At 60.5% G+C, this 14,648-nt stretch carries 13 protein-coding genes; 11 read left to right on the forward strand and 2 right to left on the reverse strand.

Annotated features, from left to right (window positions below; all coding sequences use genetic code 11):
* Positions 1-53: 53 nt before the first annotated feature.
* Complete coding sequence (locus IEX97_RS05185) at positions 54-611, reverse strand: hypothetical protein (protein WP_188881559.1); 558 nt, start codon at positions 609-611, stop codon at positions 54-56.
* Between the two features lie 956 nt (positions 612-1,567).
* On the opposite strand from IEX97_RS05185, the gene IEX97_RS05190 reads away from it, so the two are divergent.
* From IEX97_RS05190 to IEX97_RS05215, 6 genes are all read left to right on the forward strand, one after another.
* A complete protein-coding gene (locus IEX97_RS05190) occupies positions 1,568-3,316 on the forward strand; it encodes a peptide ABC transporter substrate-binding protein (protein ID WP_188881560.1) in 1,749 nt (582 codons plus the stop codon).
* Between the two features lie 97 nt (positions 3,317-3,413).
* A complete protein-coding gene (locus IEX97_RS05195; RefSeq protein ID WP_229776425.1) occupies positions 3,414-4,352 on the forward strand; it encodes an ABC transporter permease in 939 nt (312 codons plus the stop codon).
* Between the two features lie 8 nt (positions 4,353-4,360).
* Positions 4,361-5,245, forward strand: coding sequence for an ABC transporter permease (locus tag IEX97_RS05200; protein ID WP_188881563.1), 885 nt, complete (start codon positions 4,361-4,363; stop codon positions 5,243-5,245).
* Positions 5,246-5,282: 37 nt separating this feature from the next.
* The gene (locus tag IEX97_RS05205) at positions 5,283-6,266 is read left to right on the forward strand and encodes an ABC transporter ATP-binding protein (RefSeq protein ID WP_188881564.1); all 984 of its coding nucleotides are present in this window, start codon (positions 5,283-5,285) and stop codon (positions 6,264-6,266) included.
* A complete protein-coding gene (locus IEX97_RS05210) occupies positions 6,257-7,231 on the forward strand; it encodes an ABC transporter ATP-binding protein (protein WP_229776427.1) in 975 nt (324 codons plus the stop codon). The genes IEX97_RS05205 and IEX97_RS05210 overlap by 10 nt, the downstream gene beginning before the upstream one ends.
* Positions 7,232-7,301: 70 nt before the next feature.
* The gene (locus IEX97_RS05215; RefSeq protein WP_229776429.1) at positions 7,302-8,162 is read left to right on the forward strand and encodes a MurR/RpiR family transcriptional regulator; all 861 of its coding nucleotides are present in this window, start codon (positions 7,302-7,304) and stop codon (positions 8,160-8,162) included.
* A 93-nt stretch (positions 8,163-8,255) separates the two neighbouring features.
* Here the strand turns inward: IEX97_RS05215 and IEX97_RS05220 are convergent, their stop codons facing one another.
* Positions 8,256-9,083 (reverse strand): metallophosphoesterase family protein, encoded by an 828-nt coding sequence (locus IEX97_RS05220; RefSeq protein ID WP_188881565.1) that lies wholly within the window; start codon positions 9,081-9,083, stop codon positions 8,256-8,258.
* Positions 9,084-9,294: 211 nt separating this feature from the next.
* On the opposite strand from IEX97_RS05220, the gene IEX97_RS13950 reads away from it, so the two are divergent.
* From IEX97_RS13950 to IEX97_RS05245, 5 genes are all read left to right on the forward strand, one after another.
* Positions 9,295-10,974: a putative N-acetylmannosamine-6-phosphate 2-epimerase gene (locus IEX97_RS13950; RefSeq protein ID WP_308426185.1), complete on the forward strand. Its 1,680-nt coding sequence runs from the start codon at positions 9,295-9,297 to the stop codon at positions 10,972-10,974.
* 1 nt (position 10,975) lies between these two features.
* Positions 10,976-11,824 (forward strand): sugar phosphate isomerase/epimerase family protein, encoded by an 849-nt coding sequence (locus IEX97_RS05230; RefSeq protein ID WP_188881567.1) that lies wholly within the window; start codon positions 10,976-10,978, stop codon positions 11,822-11,824.
* Positions 11,825-11,988: 164 nt separating this feature from the next.
* Complete coding sequence (locus IEX97_RS05235) at positions 11,989-12,255, forward strand: hypothetical protein (protein ID WP_188881568.1); 267 nt, start codon at positions 11,989-11,991, stop codon at positions 12,253-12,255.
* 187 nt (positions 12,256-12,442) lie between these two features.
* Positions 12,443-13,822, forward strand: coding sequence for an RsmB/NOP family class I SAM-dependent RNA methyltransferase (locus IEX97_RS05240; protein WP_229776431.1), 1,380 nt, complete (start codon positions 12,443-12,445; stop codon positions 13,820-13,822).
* Positions 13,823-13,836: 14 nt separating this feature from the next.
* Positions 13,837-14,595, forward strand: a complete 759-nt coding sequence (locus IEX97_RS05245) for a 16S rRNA pseudouridine(516) synthase (RefSeq protein ID WP_188881571.1) — start codon at positions 13,837-13,839, stop codon at positions 14,593-14,595.
* Positions 14,596-14,648: the final 53 nt, after the last annotated feature.

A 14,648-nucleotide genomic window follows, 5' to 3' on the forward strand; every position in this document is an offset into this window, starting at 1 on the left:
GAACGGCGAAAAAACCGCGCCGTAGCGCGGTTCGTACCCTCGACCCAGGGGGTCTAACTGTCAAACTTGAGTTCGAGGTCTTGCACCAAGGTTTGCACGTCGATCCCGATGGCTTGCGCAGCCAGCTGCAGGATGCCGCGGGCTTGCTTTTCATGGAATCCGAGTGGCAGCTTGCCTTCGATGAACTGCTGCACACGGGTTGCAAACTTTTGCAGAAGCGCTTGTTCGTTCGCTGCGTTCAGTTTGCCGCTTTGTACAGCTTGGTCCAAGGTCTGCTTCATCCAAGCTTCGAGATCGGTGATGAGCGTCTGCTCGGAGATGCCTTTCGACTGTGCGATTTGGGCGATGGTTTGGCCTGCCGCAAGGTCGGACCGCAGCGTGGCTCGGTCGATGCCGAGAATGTTTGCAATCTCGTCGCCGACATCGCCCATATCCAACCCTGGTCCATGGTGTGCGAACGTGCGTTGTGAAGATGGCGCAGCCGTCTCAGATACAGCTTGCTGCGCAGCCGCATGATGGTTTCCCTTCGTGTGCGCCATCGAGGTGACCGTGCCCCATGTGCCGACGGTGAGCACGGCTGCGGCAAACAACGCGTGTGTCTTCCACCGCATCATCGTAACCTCCTTTCATTTCCTCACACCCACCGTTCCACCGGCCGGGTGCGTCCCACAATCTCAACATAGGCGACACAAATTGAATTTGGCTTGAAACGAGGTTTCGAGGATTTTTTGAGCTTGTTTCGACGGACATGGCGGTGTGTACATCGGGGGGCTACGAGCGGCCAAGCCCCAACACCCCAAGGGTTAAGAACTGCTCCTTAAATGATGGACAATGATGCACAATTGGTGTATTTTGTCTCCATGAAACTCGGTGATTGGGCAAGAAAGAATGGGATCTCGTACGAGACCGCCTGGCGTTGCCTCAGGTGGGGCTTGCGAGCGCACTCATCTACCTTGTCTTTCCGGCGGAATTGTCGTATCTGTTCCTAGGCTTGCTCAGCGGCAATTTGATTCATTTTGCAGCATTTGCGAAGAGGCGCTTGCGCGCAGGCCGGCGGCCGAGCCCTGCTTGGGGATATCAGAATCTGGACGCCGAATGAGGCGGGCGGTATACTACGGCTGGGTCGCTGCGGCGGGCTTGGCATGCTGTGGCGACGGAGGGGGAGAAAGATAAGCCGGGACCGCGCGGATGAAAGACGTCTGGCGGCTTTTTCGCTCGCCGGCCTTTGCGGCCGCGTGGTCAGGTACTGTGGGGGGAAACGCATGGAGAGGCCTTTGTACCATCGCAACAGCCCGCTGTGGCCCCGGAACGCCGGGCGCATATTGATAGGTTTCGGCATCTTGATCGCCATGGTGGAATTGGTGCTTGGTATCATATCCCTGGTCGGGTGACCGGGGATGTTTTTTGTTTTGATGAATGGTTATTGAAGATTACGTGTATCGCGTGGCTTTTGCATTGACAAACATGCGCTTCTCGACTAACCTTTCTATCAGGAGAATATATCCGTCTTATTGATATCAAAAGGAGATAAATTTCTCCTTGATTCGACGAGGAGGGGGAACAAATGATGGCGAATCGTAAGAAGCGTGCCACATGGGCGGTTGGCTTGGCTGCAGTTTCGTCCATGACCGGCGCGGTGTTTGCCCTGCCTGTGACAGCAGCCGCGAGCGCAGACGACAAAACGAGTTTCGCCATGTACATCATCGATGATGGACACGGATTTGATCCGGGCATCATTTCTTGGGAAGCGTACCAGGATTCGATTGGCATCTTCGAGGGCTTGGTCAAACCTGGCCCAAAGGGGCCAAGGCCGGGGATCGCAGTCAGTTGGACGCACAGCAAAGACTATAAGACGTGGACATTTCACCTACGGAAAAACGCCAAGTTTTCCAACGGGGATCCGGTCACCGCGCAATGCTTTGTCTACAGTTGGCAACGCGCGTACAGTCCGTCGACGGCTGTACGTGACGGTGGATCGTCCGCATTGACCAATGAAGTGCCCGTAGTCAACGGGGCAGCCATCCGTGCAGGGGAAAAACTTCCTCAATCGCTCGGCGTGAAAGCGCTGGACGACTATACGTTCCAGGTCAAGCTTGAGCGTCCTGATCCCAACCTGATCCGAGACCTCACGCTACCTACGGAAATTTGGTCGGCGCCGCTCGATCCAAAAGTCCACATGTTCAAAAACGACTGGATGCAGGCCGACAAGATCGTCTCGGACGGTCCGTATATGCTCAAGAGCTATACGCCCAAAACACAGGCCGTCCTTGTGCCAAATCCGTATTATTACGGTAAAGTGAATCTGAAGCAAATTGTATTCCTTTATTCTGCCAGCCAAAATGCGCTCCTTGCTTATAAGAGCGGGCAACTCGACGCAGCGTTGCTGCAGTCCACCGATATCCCGGCGGTAAAGGCCGATCCTTCGCTGAGCAAAGACTTGCATTTCTTCCCGACATCGGTGCAATACACCCTGCAAATCGCGCCGTCCCAGAACACCACCTTGCAGAATCCACTCGTGCGTAAAGCGCTGATGATGGCCATTGATCGTAAGACCATCGCGGAGAAGGTATTGCAAGGTGCAGCAGTACCGGCTTATGAGTATTTTTGTCCCACGTGGCTTGATCCCTGGATCACGCAGGGGGCGGTACCGTACGACCCGGCTCAGGCACGTAAACTGCTGGCTCAGGCAGGGTTTCCGAACGGCAAAGGATTTCCGACGCTCGTCATCCGTGTGCCGCAAGTTGGCCAACCCGACGTTGTGGCGCAGGCCGTCCAGCAGATGTGGGAGAACAACCTCCATATCAACGTGAAGTATGATGGGGAAGAAGCGGGACAGTTCTACAGCACGATTGGTCAACAGCTTCCTGCCAACGAGGTCGGGGTGGTGCAGTCTTCAGGCAATTTCAAGTATCCACAATTGCTTCTGCCGCAATCCCTCGATCAGTACCTGGGCACCCAGTATCATTCGCTGTATTGGGGTTATCTGCCGCCCGACGTATATCAACAGGTGCATCAACTCGATACGAATCAAAGCCTCGATCCCACGGTGCGGGCAAAGAAGGAGGCGGCGTTGTACAAGAAGTATTTACCAAAGAACGTACTTGATTGGATCAACACCGGCGTCAAGGCGTATCAAACGAATGACGACAACTTGATGAAGGAATTCTATTTGAAACATGAACAGAACGTGTTCGAGTTTCCCATCTACACCCCGTTGGAGCCAGTGCTCATTCGGTCTGACGTGAAGGGTTACACCCCGAATGATTTCCTGCTGACGGTACCTCCGATTTGGTTGAACGACATTACGCGTCAGTGAGGTGACAAGGGCGGAGGTTCGGAGGAACGTCCTCCGCCCTTCGCGCCAGGAGGTGCGAGCCGCATTGCTTCGCTTCGTCGCTCAGCGTGTCGGTTACATGATCATCTCCTTTTTCTTGGTGAGTATCATCACATTCTGGCTGATGAAAGCCGCGCCGGGAAGTTTCTTGGAGTTGAACCTCACGGTGGGCGGCGTGAATGCAGCCGCGCAGTCTATCAATGTTTCACCGGAATTGATGCGCGCCCTTGTTGCTCAATACCACTTGGATGCGCCTTGGTACGTGCAGTATTGGAGCTATGTGTGGGGGTTCCTGACCCTGCATTTTGGATACTCCATGGAGTTTCCGACGACCCCGACGCTGCAGCTCATCGCGCGTACGTTTCCTGTCTCCTTCAGCATCGCCATCCTTTCTGTCGCACTTGCGGTTGTGGTTTCCATCGCGGCGGGCGTCATGGCGGCCATCCGCGAGCACTCGTGGTTGGACGCGAGCACCATGTTTGTCGCCACGTTGGGGACGGCCATTCCGGCGTACGTGGTGGCCGTGTTGCTTGCGCTCGTGTTCGGTGTCTGGCTGCACTGGTTGCCGGTCATCGGCTTTCAGGGTCCTCGCTATTACGTCCTTCCCGTCTTATCTTTGGCGATCCCGATGATAGGTTCCCTTTCTCGCTACATGCGCAACAGCATCATCCAGTCATTGCACGCTGAATACATCGTGGCCGTGTACGCAAAAGGCGGGGGACTGCGCGACGCCATCTTACGCCACGCACTGAAAAACTCGCTCATCCCGTTGGTGACGGTGGTGGGACCGCACATCGCCGGGTTGATGATGGGAACCGTGTTGATTGAAAGTATGTTCGGATTGCCCGGTATGGGTCAGGTGTTTGCCACCGCGGCCTCAAGGCGTGATTATCCGTTGATAATGGACTCGACGCTGCTCTATTCGGTCGTGATCATGTTGATGAACCTGTTGGTCGACCTGTTGTACGGCATTCTCGACCCGCGGATCCGCAAGCGCGGATACGCAGAGGGACGGTGAACCGCTTCATGGCTGCGCGCATCGAGACCGTTGCCAACGTCCGCATACCACGTCGTTCGCCTTGGCTGCGCATGTGGTTCAGGTTGCGTCATAACCGCACGGCCGTCGTCGGAGGCACGATGGTGGCCGTGGTCGTCTTGGTGGCGTTATGCGCGGGTTGGCTTGCACCTTATGATTATCAGCAATCCGATTTTATGGCGACATACCAAGGTCCGAGTTGGCGTCATTGGCTGGGCACAGACGGACTGGGCCGCGACATGCTCTCGCGCATCATCTGGGCGCTGCGCAGCGCCTGCATCGTGGGTTTTGGAGCGGAAGTTGTGGAACTGACCGTCGGCGTATTGATCGGTGCATGGGCGGGGTACAAAGGCGGTTGGATAGACAACCTGCTGATGCGGTTTGTGGACAGTGTGTACGCGCTGCCCAGTCTTCTCTTCAGCATCATCCTGGTGGTGATCCTGGGGCATGGGTTATGGGTTATCCTGATTGCGGTCTCCGCGACCAGTTGGGTCGGGATGGCGCGCATCGTGCGCAGTCAGGCGTTGACGATCCGGCAGATGGGATACATCGACGCAGCGCGCAGTATGGGGGCTTCCACCTTCACCATCATCCGCCGGTACATCTTGCCGAACGCGATGGGACCTGTCGTGGTCGCCATCACGTTCGGCATTCCTGGAAACATGATGACGGAAGCTGGCTTGAGTTTGATTGGCCTGGGTATCGAACCCCCCACGCCCGATCTCGGTACCCTCATTTCTGAAGGACAACAAGCGATGTTCTCTTATCCCTATCTATTGCTCGGACCGGCGGTGGTGTTCGCATTGACGCTGCTCGGCTTTACCTTTCTAGGTGACGGTATCCGGGACGCGTTCGACACGAAAGCGAGATCGTAATCCGCCAGTTGATCTGCGAAAGGGGGGATGAAGCGACATGGCGCCGTTGCTCAACATCTCTGACCTGAAGGTGACCTTCCACGCAGACCGCACCGTGGTGCACGCCGTCAATGGAGTGGATTTATGTGTGGATGCCGGTCGTGCCGTCGCCATCGTAGGCGAGAGCGGTAGTGGCAAGAGCACCGTGATGATGGCGGTGATGCGTCTGTTGGGAAGACGGGCCCACGTCAGCGGTCGCATCGAATGGGACGGACAAGACCTGCTTGCGCTTCCGGAAAGGGCAATGCGTCAGATCCGGGGCAGGGCTATGGGCATGATCTTTCAGAATCCGTCGTCGTACTTGAACCCGACAAAGACCATCGGTGAACAGATGATTGAGCCGGTGCTCTTCCACCGCATCGCTTCTGCAAGCGCGGCACGCCGACAGGCTGTTCAGCTCCTGGAGCAAGTGGGCATCCCGGATCCCGAACAACGTCTTCGTCTCTATCCGTTCGAGTTGAGCGGAGGTCAATTGCAGCGCGTGATGATCGCGATGGCGTTGATGACGCGTCCGAAACTGTTGATCGCAGATGAGCCGACAACAGCGCTCGATGTGACCGTCCAGGCGGAAGTCTTGGTGTTGTTGAAGCGTTTGCAGAGGGAACTGGGGATGGCGCTCGTGTTTATCACCCACGACCTGGCCGTCGCTGCACAAGTGGCGGAAGAGATTTATGTGATGTATGGTGGTTTCATCTTAGAACATCTCCCGGCTGCCGAATTGACCCAGCGGAAGGCGCATCCATACTTGCGTGGTTTGCTGGGTTCCATCCCGAGGCTCGATGGCCCGAGAACCCCCTTGCCATTCATCCCTGGGCAGCCGCTTGACACGGCGCGCGGTCTTCCCGAAGGCTGTGTGTTTGCAGACCGCTGTGCGCATCGGATGTCAAGGTGTGCGCAAAGGCCCCCCATGATCCATGTAGGGTCCGGTCACCGCGCCGCCTGCTGGCTTGCTGAGGAGGAGGTGACGCAGGTATGGCCATGACGAGACCGCGGCAGGCCACGGAGTTGGCGCGGATGGAAAACTTGGTCAAAGTCTTTCGGACCCCAAAAGGATCATTGGTTGCGTGCGACCATATCTCGTTGCGATTGGAACAAGGTACAAGCTTAGGATTGGTCGGGGAAAGCGGGAGCGGAAAAACGACGTTGGTACGCATCCTCCTCATGTTGGAGCGGCCCACGAGCGGACGCGTGTGGTTAAACGGGGTCGAGGTCACAAGATTGTCGGAGCGCCGCTTGAAACCGCACCGCAGGCTGATTCAATTCGTTGCCCAAGACCCTTACAGTTCCCTCTTTCCCAACCTCACGGTCGGACAAAACATCATGGAACCTTTGCGGGTTCACAAGGTTGGGCGCGCGCAGGAACGGATGCAACGTGCGATGGAATTGATGGAACGTGTTGGGTTGTCGACATACCATTTTTACGCTTACCCTCATGAATTGAGCGGCGGCCAACAACAGCGGGTGGCCATCGCGAGGGCGCTCGCGTTGTCTCCGCAGGCTGTCGTACTGGACGAAGCGGTGTCGAGTCTCGATGTGTCGGTGCAGGCCCAAATTTTAAACTTATTGCAGCAGTTGAAAGACGAGATGGGTCTGACCTACTTGTTCATCTCGCACAACCTGGCGGTCATTCGCTTGCTGTGTGAGATGACCGCGGTCATGTACATGGGACGGATTGTGGAATATGGGAAGACGGACGATGTGTTGCACTCGCCGTCACACCCATACACGCGTTCGCTCATCGCTTCGATCCCTTCCTTCACGGATCGCGGTGTGACACCGTTGCCAGACTTATCGTCTTTGGCTGGTGAACGGCCGTCTCCACTGCGGTTGCCACCAGGGTGTGCATATCAGACGCGTTGTCCTCTGGTGTCGGAGCGGTGTCGTGCCGAGCGGCCCGAATTGCGTGAGGTGGCATCCGGGCAATGTGTTGCCTGCCACCATGCCTAACCCATGATGGTGGATACCGCCGCAGCGTGAAACCGGTGTCACGCTTGCGGAGAGAAGCGGGGGCTTGATTGTGGCCAAAGCCATCCATGAGTCCAATCCTTTGCTGACCATCAACACGCTTTACCCTTCGTTTTCGAAGGCGGAGCAGAAGGTGGCCGACGCGGTGTTGGCCAATACGGAGGCCGTGATGTACTCCTCCATCACGGATCTGGCGGAGATGGCAGGGGTCGGGGAGACCACCATCATCCGCTTTTGCCGCAAGCTTGGGTTTCGCGGTTTTCAGGAGTTCAAGTTGGCGGTGGCGCAAGACCTGGTCAGCCCACGGCAACAGGTGATGGGCAAGATTGAGCCGTCTGACGGGGTGGATCTGATTGTGCAGAAAGTCACCGCCCATAACACGCAGGCGCTCGACGACTCCATTCGCCTGCTGCAACCGGAAGCCTTGGCGCGGGCGAGTGATGCCTTGATGCGCGGTCGCAGGCTGTACTTTTTTGGCGTTGGGTCTTCCGGGATCACCGCCTGTGACGCACAGTACCGGTTCATGCGGCTCGGGTTCGATGCCCACGTCGCGACGGACGCGCATGTCATCGCGATGCAGTGTGCGTTGGTGACGCCGGAAGACGTGGTGTTTGGCATCTCGACCTCCGGGAGCACGAAGGATCTGGTGGACGCGGTGCGCATCGCCAAAAGCCAGGGTGCCTGCATCATCTGCCTGACCAGCCATGCGCGCGCACCCATCACCAGCCTGGCTGACGTGGTGTTGTTGGCGGCTGCGAAAGAGTCTCCCCTGCAGGGCGGGGCGTTTGCATCGAAACTTGTCCAGATCCACGTCCTCGACATCCTGTCCACCATCGTTTCCACCCGTCTTGGTGATCGCGCGGTGCAGGCGATGGAACAGACTGCCAAGGCCGTGCTGGACAAGCTGTACTGAAACCTGGACGAACCATTGACCGTACCACACGGTGCTCCCTCCCCGCAGAGAAAGCCACAGAGGTTCGAGGAGGGGGCAGGATGGCGTACGCTGTCATACCACGTGCCAGCGCCCGTTTTCCCAACGCGCAATCTTTGTCCATGGGGCAAGCCACGAACGGGAGGCGTGATCGCGAATGCGAAAGGTGAGGGTGCCATCGGCGATCTCGATCCAGCGCGACTGCGGTGCGTCGCCAAACGCGCAGCCGCCGCCGACGAACAGCGTCGTGCCGTCGACGATGAATTGGTCGTCTCGGTCCATGGGGCAATGGGTGTGGCCGCTGATGAACACCGTTCCGGGCCGGCGTGCAAGGATGGTGCGCAATGCTTCGGAAACCAGGCAGGTATGTTCTGACTTGGCGACCGTACCGTCGATGGGTTGATGAAACCAAACCAGCACCGGTCCAGGGGAGGATGCATGCAACTGCGCTTCGAACCAGGCCAGCGTCTGTTGGGTGAGGAATCCGGCGTCGTGCCAATCCGGCTGGTATCCTTCGGTCGACAGGAAGATCAGGGTCAGGCCGAAGCGCTGCTGCACTTGATGGAGTCCGGGCATGCCGGTGTACTGCAAAAACCGGTGTTGGGCCAGGTCCCAATCGAACGGAACGTCCTCGTAGTATCCATAGTATTCGTGATTGCCCATGGTGAAGACGCATGGGGTATGGGGAAGGTGACGGCGAATGGTCCGCATCGCGAGCTCGTAGTCGCGTGCCTTGCCGTTGGTGAGATCGCCGTTGCAGACGAAAAGTTGGGGTACAAGGGCGGCCGTGTCGGCGAGGTCGGCTTCCAGTTGTTCCACCCATTCTACCGGGGCAAGCGTATCCTGCCAAGCCATGAAGTGCATGTCGGAAAACACGGCGATGCGCGCATGGGAATGACGCATGGGTGATCATCCTTTCTTGCCAGCATGCATGCGGTTCGTTCCGGATCCCGGGCGGCTGACCGATCTTGGTCGGGGATTTGTTGTGACGTCGATGAAAAAAGAATTCCATCAACACGAACATTATAAAGGATATTTCTATTCGCGTGCGAAGAGGATGCGTGGGACGACACCTTTGGGAAGGCGATGAGGGTTGGTGCATGATGCATGCCATGTGCTCGAGCGAATTCATCGCGGTCTGATTGTCTCCTGTCAAGCGTCGGAGGGCGATCCCCTCTACGGTCCGGACATGATGACGCGCATGGCGATGGCCGCGAAACTCGGCGGTGCGGTGGGTATCCGCGCCAACGGCGGGGAAGACATCCGGCGCATCAAGGAGGCGACCGGGCTGCCGGTCATCGGGATCGTGAAACGACGCTATGAGGGCTCGGACGTGTACATCACGGCGACCATGCGCGAGGTGGTGGAGGTGGTCGCGGCGGGCGCGGACGTGGTGGCTGTGGACGCCACAAGCCGCATGCGCCCGGAAGGTCTTACGGCAGCGGAGTTCCTCCGCCGTGTGAAGCAAGCGTTTCCACATGTGCTGCTCATGGCGGACGTCGCCACCGTGGATGAGGGTGTCGCTGCGGCGGCTGCAGGTGCAGATCTGGTTGCATCGACCATGGCGGGTTACACCCCGTACAGCCCGTCCGGAGACGGCCCGGACTTCGCGCTCTTGCGCGGGCTGGTGGAGGCGGTGCCTGTCCCCGTGATTGCGGAAGGGCGCATTCAGCGGCCGGAGCAGGCGCGGACCTGCATCGAACTGGGGTGTTGGGCCGTGGTGGTGGGGTCGGCCATCACCCGTCCGCAGGAGATCACCCGCATGTATGCCGCCGCCTTGGCACAAGCGGGGACGGCTGCGCCATGTGCCATCGGGATCGACATCGGCGGGACCAAAATTGCGGCGGGATTGGTCGACGCGACGGGGTGCATCCAGGCGCGTCGGGTCATCCCGACACCTGCCGCGGGCAAGGAAGCCATCCTGGCGGCGCTGCCGCCGCTGGTGGAGGAACTTCGGGCCGAAGCGCTGGCACGCGGGCTCGGCCTGCCTGCCGGCGTGGGGGTTGGCGCGGCGGGCCAGGTCGACGTCCGGCGCGGCACCATCCGGTCGGGCACACCCAATATCCCGAACTGGTCGGATGTGCCGATTGTGGAATACCTGGAACAGGCTTGCGGCTTGCCGGCGTGGGTGGACAACGACGTCAACGCCATGGCCCTTGCAGAAGGATGGTTTGGCGCGGCGCGTGGTCACGAGAATTTCGTCTGCCTGGCGCTCGGCACGGGCATCGGCGGGGGAGTGGTCACCGGTGGCCGGCTGCTGCACGGCGCGTGGGGAGGCGCGGCCGAACTCGGACACATGTCGGTCCATCTCGCCGGTCCTTCGTGCAACTGCGGGCACCGCGGTTGCTTGGAGGCGTACGCGTCGGGCAGGGGGCTCGTCGAGCGCATGCGGGAGGCGCTCGCAGCCGCGCCGGGCTCGGTTCGTCATGGCGCACCGTCCCTGCACCCGTCTGCGCGAAATCCTGCCTCGCTCTCGGCGGAGATGGTGTTTCGCTGGTACCGGTCGGGCGATCCGGTGGCGGTCGCGGTCGTCGACCGAATGGTGCAGGCACTCGCGGTCGCTGTGATCAATATCGCCCACATCTTCAACCCGACCATCGTGGTGCTGGGCGGGGGCATCGTCGCGCATGAGCCGTGGCTCTGTGCCGCAGTGGCGGCGCGCATCCGCGGCGCCGGCATCCGTTCGCTGGTCGATCCGGTGGCGGTTGTGCCGGCGGCGTTGCGCGAAGAGGCTGGCGTGGTCGGAGCGGCTGCGCTCTGTTGGACGATGATGGAACAGGGGGGAGCGAAGTAACGTGAACTTGTGTTTGAGTATGTGGAGCTTTCACCGCCGGTTTTTCCAGGGCGAGATGAGCGTGATCGAATTTCTGGGAGAAAGTTCGGCGCGCGGGATCCGGGTCGTGGAACTGCTCGACGTGTTTTGGCGCGATAAGGCAAGCGAACTGCCGCAGGTGCAGCACCGGTTGGCTGAACTTGGCCTTAAGGTCGGCGCGTACGCGGTGAGCAACGACTTTGCCGCTCCGGATGCACAGGCCAGGCGGCAGGCGCTGCAAGCTGTTCTGGACGGCATCGAGACCGCACAGGCGCTGAAGGCACCGGTGGTGCGGGTGTTTTCGGGGGATCTCAAAGCGGGCATCGAGTTTGCGACTGCGTTCGCGTGGGTCGTCGAGGGACTGCGGGAAGCCGCAGGTGTCGCCGAACGATGCGGCATACGCCTCGCGCTGGAGAATCACGGCCTGCTCGCGGGTCAAGCGGAACAGGTGCGACAGATCCTCGAGGCGGTGGCGAGTCCGGCACTCGGGTCCACCTTTGATTGCGGCAACTTCCTGTTGGTTGGCCAGTCGCCGTATTCGGCTTGGGAAGCGCTCGCTCCGTACGTGGTGCACGTGCACGTGAAGGACGTGCGGGAGGTGACGGACGGGCAAGGTTGGCCAGGTCTCGATGGCCGGCGTTACATCGGAACGGCCTGCGGTGAAGGTCAGGTGCCGCTCAAGGAACTTTTGCACGAGAAGGCACGCGCAGGATATCGCGGCGCAGTATCCTTGGAGTACGAGGGGCCAGGCGACGAAGGCGCGGGTGTCGACCAGAGCGTCGCGTACCTGCGCTCGGCGTGCGGCTGGCCAAGCGGCGGCTTTGCCGTCTGACGTTCCGTGGTCTCGGGACACCGCGTCACCACGGCCGTGCATCTTCTCTCCGGCCGCGCTCTTCCGCGGGCGCGAAATCTCTGCAAAAAAGGATGTTCCTCCCGCCCCAATCGGTGTATTATGTACGTGTGTGGTGCGCACAATGCCGAAAAGGGGTGGTTTCCGTGTCAGACATGAAAGACGCAAGGTACTCGGACGTGCACACAACGCACGCGTCGGGTCGGGAAGACCTGCGTGATCGCGCGGTGCCTGGCGCTTCCTTGGATGACTGGAACCACGAGGACGGGCAGTTGACCGCGGAGAAAACGCACCCACGCCAGAGCCGGCAGGAGTGGAACGTCCGGCACGACAGGCTGAACGAAACCGGGACAAACCGGCGCCCGCGCCTTACGCTCGACGAGGTGTTGCGCTGGTACGGCGACGAGTATTGACCCTCCGGGCCCGTCCGGTCCCCTGATGGCGATAGACGGAAGGCGCGGTGCGGGGGAAGGCGAGGTCTCCCCGGTCCCGCGCAGAGGCGCGTCCCGCCTGTGGCAGCGGGGCGCGCTTATTTATGGCGGGATGCACCCGGGGCCGCCCCGGGCACTCCCCGCACTGGACCGAAGGAGCGGATGCGGATTGGCGTGGTTGCCCGAGGCGTTTCTCGCGCGCATGGAGCGCCAGTTGGGTCCGGACTTTCCTGCGTTTCTCGCCTCCTACCATGCGCCGCGTGCCACAGGTTTATACGTGCTTCCGCAGCGGATGGCGGCCGAGGAGCTTGCCGCCCGTCTGCCCGGCATCGGTCCACCGGTGCCGTGGGCTCGCCATGGCCTGTACTACGATGAGCAGGTGGTGCGTCCGGCGAAACACCCGTACTATTTTGCGGGCGCATACTACATTCAGGAGCCGTCGGCGATGTTGCCGGCAGAATGGTTGCCGGTTCGCCATGGAGAGCGGGTGCTCGACCTGTGCGCCGCACCGGGAGGCAAGTCCGTCCAGTTGGGCAGCAGGCTGGCGGGGACCGGCCTGTTGGTGGTCAACGATCCTCACCCGGAGCGGGCGCGGGCGTTGCTGAAAAACGTGGAACGGTACGGCCTCATCCAGGCGGTGGTCCTTTGCGAGACACCGGATCGCATCGCGCGTGCATTTCCGGAGTTCTTCGATCACGTCCTTGTCGATGCGCCTTGTTCCGGTGAGGGGATGTTCCGGAAGTTGCCGGAGATGGCGCGGTCATGGCGGCCGGAGTGGGTGAGCGCGTACGCGCGGCAACAGGCGGAGATTTTGGCGGGTGCGGCGTTGTGCCTGCGCCGGGGCGGTCACTTGGTGTACAGCACATGTACGTTTGCGGAGGAAGAAAATGAACTCCAAGTGGCGCAATTTGCGGACAAGCATTCGGATTTCACGGTCCTCGCCACCCGTCGCTTGTGGCCGCACCAGGTGGCGGGCGAGGGGCACTTCGCCGCTCTGCTTCGCCGCGGTGGTGCGCGCGGCGATGCGGATCAAATCACCACGCGTCCGGGCCCTGAATCTGCCAGCCATGACGTACGGCTGCGCCGGGAGGTTGCGTCCGCTGTCGCGGCTTGGAGCAGCCAGGTTTTCGGGGCAGCGGACGCTTGGTTGCGTGCGTTGCCGCCGGGCGGCCGCGTCGTCGAACGGTCCGGCCACATCCTCTGGGAGCACGGTGAGTTGCCCCATCTGCAAGGCTTGCGCGTGCTGCGATCCGGTTGGTTGCTTGGCACCATCACCGCCCGTCGCTTCCGTCCGAGCCAGGCGTTGGCCATGGGTCTGCCGAAGGCGATGGTGGCTGACGCATCGCGCCTTGACCTGACCGCCATGGCGCATGAGGGGTGGGAGACGTCGGTGCGCTACCTGCGCGGAGAGACGATTCCCGCTCCGGCTGGGTGCAGCCGGGGATGGGTGCTGGTGTGCGTGGACGGGCTGGCGCTCGGCTGGGCGCAGGCGGCGGGCACATGGTTGAAAAACGGCTATCCACCCGGATGGCGATGGGTGGACGGATAGGGGCGTAAGGAAACATGTCATCCGGCGGCGAGCGGTTGGACAAAGTCTTGGCACACATGGGCATCGGTTCGCGCAAAGACATCAAGAAGCTGGTCCGGGCCGGCCGGGTGGTCGTCGACGGTCGCGTAGTGACCGACGCCGGAATGCGCGTCGTACCATGGGAAGTCTCCATTCTCGTCGACGGCGAGCCGGTCGATTATCGGCGCTTCATCTATTTGATGATGAACAAACCGCCTGGTGTCATCACCGCCACGGCGGATGCGCGTCATCCGGTGGTTACGGACCTTTTGGCGGAGGAACACAGGGTGCTGCGGCCGTTTCCGGTGGGGCGGTTGGACAAGGACACCGAAGGACTGCTCATCCTCACCAACGACGGGCAGTTGGCGCACCGGCTGTTATCGCCGCACCGTCACGTGCCGAAGGTGTATTACGCGCGTGTCGAAGGTCAGGTCGGCGACCGCGACGTGGCGGTGTTTGCCCGCGGCGTGACGCTGGACGACGGGTACGTGACGCAGCCTGGCGAACTGCGCATCCTGCATGCAGGCGACGTGTCGGAAGTGGAATTGACCATCTACGAAGGCAAGTACCATCAGGTCAAGCGCATGTTCGCCGCGGTGGGGAAGCGGGTGGTCTACCTGAAGCGGATGGCGATGGGGCCGCTCTGGCTCGACGAACGCTTGGCGCCAGGGGAATACCGGCCGTTGACGGAAGAGGAGTGGCGCACGCTGATGGCGGCCGTGGGCCAGGATCCCGACGACACGGACGAGCTGTGACAGAGCGCGTCCGGTGCGTTCGCGCGCGCCGGGTGAACCCCTCGTGTTGTCTG

Origin of the sequence: Paenalicyclobacillus cellulosilyticus (genome assembly GCF_014647315.1) — a bacterium.
GTDB lineage: Bacteria > Bacillota > Bacilli > Alicyclobacillales > Alicyclobacillaceae > Alicyclobacillus_J > Alicyclobacillus_J cellulosilyticus.